Raw genomic sequence first — 13113 nt, 5'->3', positions numbered from 1 at the left:
GTCAGGTCCCTTCCGTCGTCACTTGGCCGTGGCGGCCGGCGCGTCTTCGCCGAGAAGCTTGCCGTCCGAGGTCTCGAACTGCTTCTTGAAGTCCGCGATGCCGTCGGCGATGGCGGTGAGCGTGTCGTCCGACATCTTGCCGCCCTCCTTGATGGAGGTCATGAGGCCCTGCTCCTTGCGGTGCAGGTACTCCAGCAGCTCCTTCTCGAAGCGGCGGATGTCGGTGACCGGGACCTCGTCCAGCTTGCCGGTGGTGGCCGCCCAGATGGAGACGACCTGGTCCTCGGTGGCCATCGGCTGGTACTGAGCCTGCTTGAGCAGCTCGACCAGGCGCTGACCGCGCTCCAGCTGCGCCTTCGACGCGGCGTCCAGGTCGGAACCGAAGGCGGCGAACGCCTCCAGCTCACGGTACTGGGCGAGGTCCAGGCGCAGACGGCCGGAAACCTGCTTCATCGCCTTGTGCTGCGCGGAACCGCCGACTCGGGAGACGGAGATACCGACGTTCAGCGCGGGGCGCTGACCGGCGTTGAACAGGTCCGACTCCAGGAAGCACTGGCCGTCGGTGATGGAGATGACGTTGGTCGGGATGAACGCCGAGACGTCGTTGGCCTTGGTCTCGACGATCGGCAGACCGGTCATCGAGCCGGCACCCAGGTCGTCAGAGAGCTTCGCGCAGCGCTCCAGCAGACGGGAGTGCAGGTAGAAGACGTCACCCGGGTAGGCCTCACGGCCCGGCGGGCGGCGCAGCAGCAGGGACACGGCGCGGTAGGCGTCGGCCTGCTTCGAGAGGTCGTCGAAGATGATGAGGACGTGCTTGCCCTCGTACATCCACTGCTGGCCGATGGCCGAACCGGTGTACGGCGCCAGGTACTTGAAGCCGGCCGGGTCGGACGCCGGGGCGGCGACGATGGTCGTGTACTCCAGCGCGCCGGCCTCTTCGAGGGCGCCACGCACGGAGGCGATGGTCGAGCCCTTCTGGCCGATGGCGACGTAGACGCAGCGGACCTGCTTCTTCGGGTCACCGGAGCGCCAGTTGTCACGCTGGTTGATGATCGTGTCGACGGCCAGGGCGGTCTTGCCGGTCTGACGGTCACCGATGATCAGCTGACGCTGGCCACGGCCGATCGGGGTCATCGCGTCGACGGCCTTGTAGCCGGTCTCCATCGGCTCGTGCACCGACTTACGAGCCATGACGCCCGGAGCCTGCAGCTCAAGCGCGCGACGACCGCTGGTCTCGATCTCGCCGAGGCCGTCGATCGGGGTGCCGAGCGGGTCGACGACGCGGCCGAGGTAGCCCTCGCCGACGGCCACGGAGAGGACCTCACCGGTACGGGAGACCGGCTGACCCTCCTCGATGCCGCTGAACTCACCGAGGACGACGCAGCCGATCTCGCGCTCTTCCAGGTTGAGCGCGAGGCCGAGGGTGCCGTCCTCGAACTTCAGCAGTTCGTTGGCCATGGCCGAGGGCAGACCCTCGACCTTCGCGATGCCGTCGCCGGCAAGGGTGACCGTACCGACCTCCTCGCGCGAGGCCGCGTCCGGCTTGTACGACTGGACGAAGTTCTCCAGCGCGTCCCGGATCTCCTCCGGCCGGATCGTGAGCTCCGCCATCTGGGTTCCCTGCTCTCCTTGTTGGGCCCGAAGTTTCACTTTGGGGGTCTGGGGTCGGCCCCCAGGATTCTTCTGTACGGCCCAACCAGGGCCGTCGTCCGTACGTACTGCTATGAAGTTGCTGTCAGCCCGCCAGGCGGCGGCCGGCGTCCTCGATGCGGTCCGCGATCGAGCCGTTGATGACCTCGTCGCCGACCTGCACCCGGATCCCGCCGAGGACCTCGGGGTCCACGTCGAGGTTGAGGTGCATCTGGCGGCCGTAGAGCTTCGCCAGGGCACCGCCCAGACGCTGCTTCTGCCGGTCGCTCAGCGGAACCGCCGAGGTGACGACGGCCACCATGCGGTCCCGGCGGTCGGCGGCGAGCTTGGACAGGGACTCGAGGCCCGCCTCCAGGCTACGTCCCCGGGGCGCGGCCACAAGGCGCGTCACCAGACGTTCGGTCGTCGCATCGGCGCGGCCGCCGAGCAGGCTGCCGAGCAGCTCACGCTTGGCCGGGGCCGTTGCGGCGCGGTCGGTCAGCGCGGCGCGCAGCTCGGTGTTCGAGGCGACGATCCGGCCGAACCGGAACAGCTCGTCCTCGACGTTGTCGAGCTTGCCCCGCTGCTGCGCGGCGGTGAGGTCGGCGGTGTCGGCCAGCTCCTCCAGCGCGTCCACCAGGTCACGCGAGCGCGACCAGCGGGAGCGCACCATGCCGGACACCAGGTCGGTGGCGGGGCCGCCGACCTGCGTGCCGATCAGGCGCTGGGCCAGTTCGGCCTTGGCCTCGCCGGGCTGCGCCGGGTCGGTCAGGACCCGACGCAGTGACACCTCGCGGTCGAGCAGCGCGGTGACGGCGGCCAGCTCGTCAGCGAGCGAGCCGGCGTCCACGGACGTGTTGTCCGTCAGCGCGTCGAGACGCTCGCGTGCGGCTGCCAGGGCATCGCGGCTCGCTCCGTTCATCGCGCCGCCTCGGCCTTCTCCTCGAGGTCGTCGAGGAAGCGGTCGATCACGCGGCTCTGCCGGGCGTGGTCCTCGAGGGACTCGCCGACGAGCTTGCCGGCCAGGTCGGTGGCGAGCTTGCCGACGTCCTGGCGCAGCGCGGACGAGGCGGCCTTGCGGTCGGCCTCGATCTGCGCGTGACCGGCGGCGACGATCTCCTCGCGCTGCCGCTGGCCTTCCGCGCGCATCTCGGCGATGAGCGTGGCGCCCTGCTCCTGAGCCTCCTGGCGCAGGCGCGCGGCCTCGTGGCGGGCCTCGGCGAGCTGTGCCTTGTACTGCTCAAGGACGCTCTGGGCCTCGGTCTGCGCGGCCTCGGCCTTCTCGATACCGCCCTCGATGGCCTCGCGACGCTCTTCCAGAACCTTGTTGATGTTCGGGAGAAGCTTCTTGGCGAGGAAGCCGAAGACGATGACGAAGGCGATCAGGCCGATGACAAGCTCGGGGATCGGCGGGACGAGAGGGTTCTCCTTCTCGGCCGCCAGAATGAGCAGCTGGCTCATGTCAGTGCCTTTCGTCTAGTGGGCAGTTGCTGATCGACAGATCAGGTGCCGTAGACGAACGGCATGACCAGGCCGATGAGGGCAAGGGCCTCACAGAAGGCGAAGCCGAGGATCTGGTTGGCACGGATCAGGCCGGCAGCTTCGGGCTGACGGGCAAGAGCCTGGGTGCCGTTACCGAAGATGATGCCGACGCCGACGCCGGGACCGATGGCGGCGAGGCCGTAGCCGATCGAGCCGAGGGAGCCGGAGACGGCGGCGAGGGTCTCAGTGGCAGCCATGCTGATTCTTCCTTATCTGTACGGACCGGCGGGGGTTGGCCGCCGGACACCAAGGGGGGTTCGGGAGGCGGTGCTCAGTGGTGCTCGGCGAGCGCGCCCTGGATGAAGGTGCAGGTCAGCAGCACGAAGACGTACGCCTGCAGAGCCTGGATGAACAGCTCGAAGGCTGTCATGACGATCACCATGATGAACGAGACACCCGCGTAGGCGATCCCGATGCCGTTGAGCAGGTACCAGCTGGCGATCGTGAAGAGCAGCAGCAGTGTGTGGCCCGCGAACATGTTCGCGAAGAGTCGCACCGCGTGCGTGAACGGCCGGACGAGCAGGTTCGAGAGGAACTCGATGAACATCGCCAGCGGAAGAACCGGGCCGAGCGACTTGTCGTAGCCGGTGAAGTTCTTGAACGCGCCGACGAATCCGTGCCGCTTGAACGTCAGAGAGACCCAGGTGATGTAGACGATCGCCGCAAGGACGATCGGGTACGCGATGATCGACGTCACCGGGAACTGGGCGACCGGAACGATCGACCAGAGGTTCATCATCCAGATGAAGAAGAACAGCGAGACGACCAGCGGTACGTACTTCTCGCCCTCCTTCTTTCCGATGGTCTCGTAGACGACACCGCGGCGGATGAAGTCGTAACCGGACTCGGCGACCAACTGCAGCTTGCCGGGGACGACCTTCGGCTTGCGGAAGGCGGCCCAGAAGAAGCCGACAACAATGACCGAGCCGATCAGCGCCAGCAGCATCGGCTTGTTGAAGTACACGTTGCTGTCGCCGTCCCCCAGGAGGGGCTCGAACAGGAACGAGTGCAGGCCGGGTGCCGGGAAGCCACAACCGTCGAAGATGTGGCAATCGGTCTCGAAGGCGAGCACCTGCGTCGGGTCAGCACTCACCGCGGGCTCCTTCAGCGTGGCGCATAGGTACGGCAACCTCGTTGTGTCGGCGCGGCGCGCAGCCGCGGTTCGGCACTGGACTGGTGTTACGGATGTGGGGGCGGCCGGGGGGCATCGAGCCTCGCGTTCGAGCAGGCGTCAGCTCGGATGCCCGCGCCCGCGATGCCGCAGTTGGCACCGGACGATAGCAGGGTCTCTCAGTCGCATTTATCCCGGCCCTACCTCTCACGACGAGTGCCCCGTTTTTTCGGGCTTGGTGCCCGAATCGGGTTCGACGTAGAGGATCTTGGACTTCATGTGGGCGCGTGTCTGTGCGGCGATCCAGGTGAGGGTGCCGACGACGAGCGTGAGAGCGAAAGCCTTGGGGTGGAACAGCGTGGTGTTCTTGAACACCGCGACGAAGACGAACAGCAGCAGGATCTGAGCCGTGTAGAGCATCAGGCCCATCGCCTGGAACAGGTGCGGAAGCGATTTGGCGGTGCGCTGCAGGACGTAGAGGCCGATACCCATGAAGAGGATCACGATCAGCGTCGCCACCCCCGCCCCGATCGCACCCTTGCCACCGGCGACCACACCACTGACGACGGCGGCGACAGCGCCGACGGCAGCCGTGGGCACGGCGGCCTGAGCCAGGATCCGGACGTCGTTGGACGGCATGGCGGCAACTCCGCTTTCAAAAGGGGGGCAGGGTGTCGTCATGGACGAGCGTAGTCCCGGGCTGAGGGTGACCCTCACGCCAAGGGACCGTCGCACTACGGTCCTTCGGCTCCGCCCTGGGTTCTCGTGAACCGTATCACAAACTATTTGATGCGGTCTTTACCTAGATGGTGTGCTCGCCGTCACACATGAGAGTGAAGCTGCCCGTCTGTGCGGAAACGCGGGCGACTTGTCTGGTATAAGGGCAGTTTGTCGCCCCGCCGAACTCCCACGCGTTGGCAATGCTTTAGTCAGATTCTTACCTTGGGCGTCAGCGCGAGGTCTCGGCCTTACGCCTCTCCGGGGCGTGCGGACGAGTCCTCAGCGCGGTCGCGCCGTTGACGCCCGCCACCCCGACGGCGACCGGGGTGCGCTGTTCCACCTCCGTGGACTCCATGGACTCCACGGACTCCGCGACCACGGGACGCCCGCGGCGGTAGCGCGGCGGCACGAGGGCCTGCGCCCACATCGGGACGCGCGGGGTGAAGCGCGGCAGCAGGAGCAGGACGAGCCCGATCGCGCTGAGGAACACGACGCCGAGCACGATCCACATGGACGCGGAGTTCACCGAGTAGGCGAGCGAGCCGAACGCGATCAGCGCCGACCAGAAGTACATGATCCACACCGCCCGGCTGTGCGAGTGCCCGATCTCCAGGAGCCGGTGGTGCAGGTGCCCGCGGTCGGCGGCGAACGGCGACTGGCCGCGCCAGGTACGGCGCACGATGGCCGAGATCAGGTCGGCGGCCGGCACCGCGATGATGCTGAGCGGCAGCAGCAGCGGGATGTAGACGGGGACCGTCTGGTGCACGGCCGCCTTCTCGGACCCGGCGAACAGCTTCAGCGCGTCCGGGTCGATCTGCCCGGTGATGGAGATCGCGCCCGCTGCCAGCACCAGGCCGATGAGCATCGAGCCGGAGTCGCCCATGAAGATCCGCGCGGGGTGCATGTTGTGCGGCAGGAAGCCCAGGCACATGCCCATCAGGATCGCCGAGAACAGCGTCGCCGGGGCGGCCGCCTCGATGCCGTACGAGTACCAGATCCGGTAGGCGTACAGGAAGAACGCCGCCGCCGCGATGCAGACCATGCCGGCCGCGAGACCGTCGAGGCCGTCCACGAAGTTCACCGCGTTGATGGTGATGACGACCAGCGCGACCGTCAGCAGGGTGCCCTGCCACTGGGTCAGCGCGACCGAACCGACGCTGGGGATCGGCAGCCACAGGATCGTCAGACCCTGCATGACCATCACGCCCGCGGCGATCATCTGGCCGCCGAGCTTGATCAGGGCGTCGATCTCGAACTTGTCGTCCAGGACACCGATCAGCCAGATCAGGGCCGCTCCGGAGAGCAGGGCGCGCGGTTCGTTCGACTTCTCGAAGACCTCGCTGAGGTTGGTCAGGTGGTCGGCGACCAGCAGGCCCGCGCACAGTCCGAAGAACATGGCGATACCGCCGAGCCTCGGAGTCGGTTCCCGGTGCACGTCACGGGCCCTGATCTCCGGCATCGCTCCGGCCACGATCGCGAACTTCCGTACCGGCCCTGTCAGCAGATACGTCACCGCGGCCGTGATGCAGAGCGTCAGCAGGTATTCACGCACAGGCTTCCCCACAGGTCTCGCTGGCCATCTCAGCCCCACACCCTAGCGACGCATGCATATGGTTGGGGACTTCCGGGTAGAGCCGATGGTTGCACGGGCGGCTGTGCCCGCAGGTGCGGATACCCCCGCTCAGGCCGGATACGGCGGAAATCCACCGACCAGATCCCGCACTTCTTCACGTGCCCTGACACTCTCGACCTCGCCGCGCACCACCCCTGCGAGCAGGGCGGCGATCTGCTCCATCTCCTTCTCGGCCATGCCCTGGGTGGTGACGGCGGCTGTCCCCAGGCGCAGTCCGCGGGTGTCCGCGTGAGGCAGCGCACAGCAGTCGAGCACCATGCCCGCGGCCGCGAGCCGTCCCCTGGCCGTGCGGCCGTCGACGCCGAGGGGCGCCGGATCGGCCGTCACCAGGTGGGTGTCGGTCCCGCCGGTGGTGACGACGAGGCCCTCGTCGGCCAGGGCGGCCGCGAGAACCCTCGCATTGGCCACCACCTGATGGGCGTACGCGGCGAACGCCGGTGTCGCCGCCTCGCCGAACGCGACCGCCTTGGCGGCGATGGTGTGCATCTGCGCGCCGCTCTGCGTGAACGGGAAGACGGCCCGGTCGACCCGCTCGGCCAGTTCGGCGCCGCAGAGGATCATGCCGCCGCGGGGGCCGCGCAGCACCTTGTGCGTGGTGGCGCAGACGAGGTCGGCGTACGGCACCGGACTGGGCGCCGCTCCCCCGGCGACGAGTCCGATGGGGTGGGCGGCGTCGGCGATCAGATACGCGCCCACCTCGTCGGCGACCTCGCGGAAGAAGGCGTAGTCGATGTGCCGGGGGTAGGCGATGGAACCGCACACGATCGCCTTGGGCCGGTGGGTGCGGGCCAGGGTGCGGACCTGGTCGTGGTCGATGAGCCCGGTCTCGGCGTCGACGCCGTAGGGGACGAAGTCGAACCAGCGGCCGGAGAAGTTGGCGGGCGAGCCGTGGGTGAGGTGGCCGCCGTAGGGCAGGCCGAGGGCGAGGACGGTGTCGCCGGGGCGCAGGAGCACGGCGTAGGCGGCCAGGACCGCCGAAGAGCCGGAGTGGGACTGCACGTTGGCGTGCTCGGCGCCGAACAGGGACTTCGCCCGCTCCACGGCGAGCCGCTCGGCGACGTCGACGATCTCGCAGCCGCCGTGGTGCCGGGCGCCGGGATAACCCTCGGCGTACTTGTTGGCCAGCGCGGAGCCCAGCGCGGCGAGTACGGCCGGTGAGCAGAAGTTCTCGGCGGCGATGAGCTGGAGCGTCGACGACTGCCGGTAGAGCTCACCGAGCAGGATCTCGGCCAGCTCGGGGTCCTGCCGCGCGAGGACGTCGGCGGTCTGGGGCGCATGGGTGACCGACATGGTGGACTCCGGGGCGTCGACGATGACGTACGTCCAATGTAGGCCCGGGGCCCGTGGGGTGCCCGGTCGTTGCGTCCTTGCGGGTACACCCCCAACGCACCCCCGCCCCGCGTCACGCGCGCGCAGGAACCCCCGTCAGCGCCGTCACCACCGGATCCAGCGCCTCGTGTATCTCGTCCCCGATCGAGCGGAAGAAGGGCAGCGGTGCTCCGTACGGGTCGAAGACCTCGTCGGCCTCGGCGGTCGGGGCCAGGAGCCACCCGCGTAGAGCCGCCGCGGCGCGGACCAGGGCGCGTGCGCGGATCACCAGGCCCTCCTCCAGGGGCGGCAGGGTCGCCGTGTCTATCGCCTTCACCAGACGGGTGAACTCCTTCAGCGTGAAGGTGCGCAGACCCGCCGAGTGGCCCATCGAGATCACCTGTTGACGGTGGTCGCGGGTGGCGGTCAGGACCAGGTCCGCCATGATGACGTGTTCGTCCAGCAGTTCCCGGCCCGTGAAGCCGGAGGCGTCCGCGCCGAACTCGGCAAGGACGGTCTCCGCGTTGGCCTCCATGGGCGCGCCCTCGTGGCCCCAGGTCCCCGCGCTCTCCACGACGACCCCGCCCCACAGTGGGTCGCCGAGCCGGTCCGCCAGGGCATGCCGGGTCAGCCGCTCGGTGATCGGCGAGCGGCACACGTTGCCGGTGCTGACGTGGAGGATGCGGAAGCTGTCATGCGGGAGCCCTGTGAAGGTCCGCGTCTCTTCCCCGTCCCATATGCCACGCCCCGCGTCAGGGGCCGTCAATTCGCCACCTCGAGGTCGGGTACGACCTTCCTGAGCTCGTCCGCGGAGATCGCGCCCGCGCGCAGCAGCAGGGGCACCTCGCGGGTGACGTCGACGATCGAGGAGGGGACGTTTCCGGGGGTCGGGCCGCCGTCGAGGTAGACGGAGACCGAGTCGCCGAGCATCTCCTGGGCGGCGTCGCAGTTCTCCGGTGCCGGGTGACCAGTCAGGTTGGCGGAGGAGACCGCCATGGGGCCGACCTCGGTCAGCAGCTCGATGGCGACCGGGTGCAGCGGCATCCGGACGGCCACCGTGCCCCTCGTGTCACCCAGGTCCCACTGCAGGGACGGCTGGTGCTTGGCGACGAGGGTGAGCGCGCCCGGCCAGAAGGCGTCGACGAGCTCCCAGGCCAGCTCGGAGAAGTCGGTGACGAGACCGTGGAGGGTGTTCGGGGAGCCGATCAGCACGGGGGTGGGCATGTTGCGGCCCCGGCCCTTGGCCTCCAGGAGGTCGGAGACGGCCTCGGAGGAGAACGCGTCGGCGCCGATGCCGTACACCGTGTCGGTCGGGAGGACCACGAGCTCGCCACGGCGGACGGCGGACGCGGCTTCGCGCAGACCGGTCGTGCGGTCGGTCGCGTCGTTGGTGTCGTATCGCCGTGCCATATCTAGCGGGCCTCCTCGTACACGTACTGCTCTGAAGTCTGGGGAGTGCGGCTCACGGCATCGCCCTGCGGGCCGTCGCGAACCTGGGGCGGTTGTTGAGGTCGGGGTGGTCGGCCGCGTCGGCCCAGCCCCGCTCCTCGGTGAAGATCCACGGCACCTGGCCGCCCTGGGTGTCGGCGTGCTCGATGACGACGACGCCGCCCGGGCGCAGGAGCCGGTGTGCGGTCCGTTCCAGACCGCGGATGAGGTCGAGGCCGTCCTCGCCGGAGAACAGGGCGAGTTCGGGATCGTAGTCCCGCGCCTCGGGAGCGACGTACTCCCACTCGGTGAGCGGGATGTAGGGCGGGTTGGAGATGACCAGGTCGACATGGCCGTCGAGGTCGGGGAAGGCGTCCAGGGCGTTGCCCTGCCGCAGGTCGACCCGCGACCCCTCGACGTTCTTACGGGTCCACCGCAGGGCTTCCTCGGACAGCTCCACGGCGTGCACGCGGGAGCGCGGGACCTCCTGGGCGAGGGCGAGCGCGATGGCGCCGGAGCCGGTGCACAGGTCGACGATGCACGGCTCGACGACGTCCATCGCGCGTACGGCGTCTATGGCCCAGCCGACCACGGACTCCGTCTCGGGCCGCGGCACGAACACACCGGGTCCCACCTGGAGTTCGAGGTACCGGAAGTAGGCGAGACCGGTGATGTGCTGGAGCGGCTCACGCTGCTCACGGCGCGCGATGACCTCCCAGTAGCGGGCGTCGAAGTCCGCGTCCTTCACGGAGTGCAGCTCGCCCCGCTTCACGCCGTGCACGAACGCGGCGAGCTCCTCCGCGTCGTTGCGCGGCGAGGGCACGCCGGCGTCGGCCAGCCGCTGGGTGGCCTGGGCCACCTCTGCGAGCAGCAAGCCGCGGGGGTTTGGGGGTCGTCCCCCAAATGATGGCTGCACGCAAGTCCTCCGTGTCGTACTCGGTACTGGGTCGTGCGTAGGTACCTCTTTACGCGGCCGCCAGCTTCGCCGCCGAGTCCGCGTCGACGCAGGCCTGGATCACCGCGTCGAGGTCGCCGTCCAGGACCTGGTCCAGGTTGTACGACTTGAAGCCGACACGGTGGTCCGAGATGCGGTTCTCCGGGAAGTTGTACGTGCGGATCTTCTCGGAGCGGTCGACGGTGCGGACCTGGCTGCGCCGGGCGTCGGCGGCATTGCGCTCCGCCTCCTCCTGCGCCGCCGCGAGCAGCCTGGAGCGCAGGATACGCAAGGCCTGCTCCTTGTTCTGCAGCTGGCTCTTCTCGTTCTGGCAGGAGGCGACGACTCCGGTGGGAATGTGCGTGATGCGCACGGCGGAGTCGGTCGTGTTGACGGACTGCCCGCCGGGCCCGGAGGAGCGGTAGACGTCGATGCGGAGGTCGTTGGGGTTGATCTCGACGTCGACCTCCTCCGCCTCGGGGGTGACCAGCACACCGGCCGCGGAGGTGTGGATACGGCCCTGGGACTCGGTCGCCGGGACGCGCTGCACGCGGTGCACGCCGCCCTCGTACTTCATACGGGCCCACACGCCCTGGCCGGGCTCTGTGGCGCCGTTTCCGCCCTTGGTCTTCACGGCGACCTGGACGTCCTTGTAGCCGCCCAGCTCGGACTCAGTGGCGTCGATGATCTCGGTCTTCCAGCCGACGCGCTCGGCGTACCGGAGATACATGCGCAGCAGATCGCCGGCGAACAGCGCGGACTCGTCGCCGCCCGCGCCCGCCTTGATCTCGAGGATGACGTCCTTGTCGTCGCTGGGGTCGCGCGGGACGAGGAGAAGCCGCAGCTTCTCCGTCAGCTCGTCGCGTGCCTTCTCCAGCTCCTTGACCTCGGCGGCGAACTCCGGGTCGTCGGCGCCCAGTTCGCGCGCGGTCTCGATGTCGTCGCCGGTCTGCTTCCAGGAGCGGTACGTGGCGACGATCGGGGTGAGCTCGGCGTAGCGCTTGTTCAGCTTGCGCGCGTTGGCCTGGTCGGAGTGGACCGACGGGTCGGCGAGCTTCGTCTCCAGGTCGGCGTGCTCACCGACGAGTTCCTCGACGGCCTCGAACATCTCAGGGCTCCTGTACTGCGGATGAAGGGGGAAGGCGGGCGACCAAAAACGCCGGTCCCGGCGCACTCCGAGGAGTGCGGCGTGGACCGGCGCTGGTGGCTCGCTACTTCTTGGCAGCAGCCTTGCCGAAGCGGGCCTCGAAGCGGGCCACACGGCCACCGGTGTCGAGGATCTTCTGCTTGCCCGTGTAGAACGGGTGGCACTCGGAGCAGACCTCGGCGCGGATGGTGCCGCTCTGGATCGTGCTACGGGTGGTGAACGACGCGCCACAGGTGCAGCTGACCTGCGTCTCGACGTACTCGGGGTGGATGTCCTGCTTCAAGGTGTCTCCTAGTTTCGGGAGGGTGCCGGGTCGCCACCGCGGATTGCGGGGGCGTGAACCGGGACCGACGTACCAGTCTGCCAGCACTGGCCGCATCCCCCAAAACGAGGGGGCACCGCGATCTATTCCCAGCCCTCGGCAGAGGGTGCCCTACGACGTGACGACGCCCTTGGCCTGGCCCGTCGCGGTGCCTTCGGTGGCCGACTTCGGGATCGTCCGGTCGTTCTCCAGGGCCGTCCAGATCTGCTGGGCCTTGGCCTTCTGCACGATCACGCGGTTCGGGTTCGCGGGGTCGTAGCGGACCGGCATCGTGACCATGGTCATGTCCGACGGGCTGATCTGCTTGAGGCCGCTCGCGAAGGAGACCAGGGAGTTGACCGAGCCGAGGTCGGAGTCGGTGGTGACGGCCTTGGTGGCGGTGTTCGCGAGGTCGTACAGCTTCTTGGGGCTGGTCAGCACGCCGACGCTCTTGACCTGCTTGACCAGCGCCTTGATGAAGGCCTGCTGGAGCTGGATACGGCCCAGGTCGGAACCGTCGCCGACGCCGTGCCGGGTGCGGACGAGACCGAGGGCCTGGGCGCCGGTGAGTTCGTGCGGGCCGGCCTTGAGGTCCAGGTGGCTGTCGGTGTCCTTGATGTCCTTGGTCGTGGTGACCGTGACCCCGCCGAGTTCGTCGACCAGCTTCTCGAAGCCGCTGAAGTCGACCTCCAGGTAGTGGTCCATGCGGATGTCGGTCATGGACTCGACGGTCCTGACGGCACAGGCCGCGCCACCGGTCGTGTACGCGGAGTTGAACATGACGTCCGACGCGGCGTCGTGCTCCTTGCCGTCGGTGTCGGTGCACTCGGGGCGGTCGATCAGGGTGTCGCGCGGTATGGAGACCACGGTGGCCTTCTTGTGGCCCTCGTACACGTGGATGATCATCGCGGTGTCGGAGCGGGCGCTGCCGTCGTCGGTGCCGCCGCCGAGCTTCTTGTTGGAGCCGGAGCGGGTGTCCGAGCCCAGGACGAGGATGTTCTCGGAGCCGTTGTCGGCCTTCGTGGGCCTGTCACTGCCGAGGACCTGGTCGATGTCGACGCTCTTGATGTTGCCGTTGAGCTTGAAGTACAGGTAGCCCGCCCCGGTACCGCCCAGCACGACGATCCCCGCGGCGACCCAGGCCGTGATCAGCAGGCCTTTCCGTCCCTTGCTGCGGGGTTTGCGACGACGTCCCTTGCCACTGCCCTCGGCTGACATGCGCTCCTCGAATCTCGTCCGGTCGGTTACCCCCTGTTTCAAGGGTCAGACGTGGTCACCAAAGGACCCGTACCGCACCATGTTCGCCCCGCCTGGTCAGACGGGGAAACTCGAGAAAGGGTTGCACAACGCAGAGTGCCCA

Annotated in this window: 14 protein-coding genes; all 14 read right to left on the bottom strand. The window is 68.5% G+C overall.

Translation table 11 applies throughout. The features are described from left to right. Nucleotides 1–18 precede the first annotated feature (18 nt). A complete protein-coding gene (gene atpA, locus ACIBJB_RS43210) occupies nt 19–1611 on the bottom strand; it encodes a F0F1 ATP synthase subunit alpha (RefSeq protein ID WP_398939605.1) in 1593 nt (530 codons plus the stop codon). A gap of 124 nt (nt 1612–1735) precedes the next feature. Next, nucleotides 1736–2551, bottom strand: a complete 816-nt coding sequence (locus ACIBJB_RS43205; RefSeq protein ID WP_398939603.1) for a F0F1 ATP synthase subunit delta — start codon at nt 2549–2551, stop codon at nt 1736–1738. Then, entirely contained in the window at nt 2548–3090 is a 543-nt protein-coding gene (locus ACIBJB_RS43200; RefSeq protein ID WP_398939601.1) for a F0F1 ATP synthase subunit B, read from the bottom strand. The genes ACIBJB_RS43205 and ACIBJB_RS43200 overlap by 4 nt, the downstream gene beginning before the upstream one ends. 41 nt (nt 3091–3131) lie before the next feature. Continuing rightward, nucleotides 3132–3368, bottom strand: a complete 237-nt coding sequence (locus ACIBJB_RS43195; RefSeq protein ID WP_043683105.1) for an ATP synthase subunit C — start codon at nt 3366–3368, stop codon at nt 3132–3134. Between the two features lie 74 nt (nt 3369–3442). Continuing rightward, nucleotides 3443–4264 (bottom strand): F0F1 ATP synthase subunit A, encoded by an 822-nt coding sequence (gene atpB / locus ACIBJB_RS43190; RefSeq protein WP_398939598.1) that lies wholly within the window; start codon nt 4262–4264, stop codon nt 3443–3445. A 225-nt stretch (nt 4265–4489) separates the two neighbouring features. After that, nucleotides 4490–4921 (bottom strand): hypothetical protein, encoded by a 432-nt coding sequence (locus ACIBJB_RS43185; protein WP_057612081.1) that lies wholly within the window; start codon nt 4919–4921, stop codon nt 4490–4492. A gap of 310 nt (nt 4922–5231) precedes the next feature. Beyond that, on the bottom strand, nt 5232–6554 hold the full coding sequence (locus ACIBJB_RS43180; RefSeq protein ID WP_398939597.1) for an MraY family glycosyltransferase: 1323 nt from the start codon (nt 6552–6554) through the stop codon (nt 5232–5234). Nucleotides 6555–6683: 129 nt separating this feature from the next. Then, nucleotides 6684–7925, bottom strand: a complete 1242-nt coding sequence (gene glyA, locus ACIBJB_RS43175) for a serine hydroxymethyltransferase (protein ID WP_398939595.1) — start codon at nt 7923–7925, stop codon at nt 6684–6686. Nucleotides 7926–8037: 112 nt separating this feature from the next. Continuing rightward, entirely contained in the window at nt 8038–8709 is a 672-nt protein-coding gene (locus ACIBJB_RS43170) for a protein-tyrosine-phosphatase (RefSeq protein WP_398939593.1), read from the bottom strand. Further along, nucleotides 8706–9353, bottom strand: coding sequence for an L-threonylcarbamoyladenylate synthase (locus tag ACIBJB_RS43165; protein WP_057612085.1), 648 nt, complete (start codon nt 9351–9353; stop codon nt 8706–8708). The genes ACIBJB_RS43170 and ACIBJB_RS43165 overlap by 4 nt, the downstream gene beginning before the upstream one ends. Before the next feature lie 52 nt (nt 9354–9405). After that, complete coding sequence (gene prmC, locus ACIBJB_RS43160) at nt 9406–10245, bottom strand: peptide chain release factor N(5)-glutamine methyltransferase (RefSeq protein ID WP_306976307.1); 840 nt, start codon at nt 10243–10245, stop codon at nt 9406–9408. A 91-nt stretch (nt 10246–10336) separates the two neighbouring features. Then, nucleotides 10337–11413: a peptide chain release factor 1 gene (gene prfA / locus ACIBJB_RS43155; protein ID WP_031040658.1), complete on the bottom strand. Its 1077-nt coding sequence runs from the start codon at nt 11411–11413 to the stop codon at nt 10337–10339. Nucleotides 11414–11516: 103 nt separating this feature from the next. Continuing rightward, nucleotides 11517–11735: a 50S ribosomal protein L31 gene (gene rpmE, locus ACIBJB_RS43150; RefSeq protein WP_398939590.1), complete on the bottom strand. Its 219-nt coding sequence runs from the start codon at nt 11733–11735 to the stop codon at nt 11517–11519. 150 nt (nt 11736–11885) lie between these two features. Then, nucleotides 11886–12971: an LCP family protein gene (locus ACIBJB_RS43145; protein ID WP_398939588.1), complete on the bottom strand. Its 1086-nt coding sequence runs from the start codon at nt 12969–12971 to the stop codon at nt 11886–11888. Nucleotides 12972–13113 lie beyond the last annotated feature (142 nt).

This window comes from Streptomyces sp. NPDC050759, assembly GCF_044456945.1.
Taxonomy (GTDB): domain Bacteria; phylum Actinomycetota; class Actinomycetes; order Streptomycetales; family Streptomycetaceae; genus Streptomyces.
Note: the sequence above shows the minus strand (reverse complement) of the source record. Positions and strands in the feature narration are given on the sequence as shown.

Excerpts from the sequence above, each read along its gene's own strand:
- atpA (WP_398939605.1), bottom strand. The coding sequence starts at position 1,611 with ATGGCGGAGCTCACGATCCGGCCGGAGGAGATCCGGGACGCGCTGGAG.
- ACIBJB_RS43205 (WP_398939603.1), bottom strand. The coding sequence starts at position 2,551 with ATGAACGGAGCGAGCCGCGATGCCCTGGCAGCCGCACGCGAGCGTCTC.
- ACIBJB_RS43200 (WP_398939601.1), bottom strand. The coding sequence starts at position 3,090 with ATGAGCCAGCTGCTCATTCTGGCGGCCGAGAAGGAGAACCCTCTCGTC.
- ACIBJB_RS43195 (WP_043683105.1), bottom strand. The coding sequence starts at position 3,368 with ATGGCTGCCACTGAGACCCTCGCCGCCGTCTCCGGCTCCCTCGGCTCG.
- ACIBJB_RS43185 (WP_057612081.1), bottom strand. The coding sequence starts at position 4,921 with ATGCCGTCCAACGACGTCCGGATCCTGGCTCAGGCCGCCGTGCCCACG.
- glyA (WP_398939595.1), bottom strand. The coding sequence starts at position 7,925 with ATGTCGGTCACCCATGCGCCCCAGACCGCCGACGTCCTCGCGCGGCAG.
- ACIBJB_RS43165 (WP_057612085.1), bottom strand. The coding sequence starts at position 9,353 with ATGGCACGGCGATACGACACCAACGACGCGACCGACCGCACGACCGGT.
- prfA (WP_031040658.1), bottom strand. The coding sequence starts at position 11,413 with ATGTTCGAGGCCGTCGAGGAACTCGTCGGTGAGCACGCCGACCTGGAG.
- ACIBJB_RS43145 (WP_398939588.1), bottom strand. The coding sequence starts at position 12,971 with ATGTCAGCCGAGGGCAGTGGCAAGGGACGTCGTCGCAAACCCCGCAGC.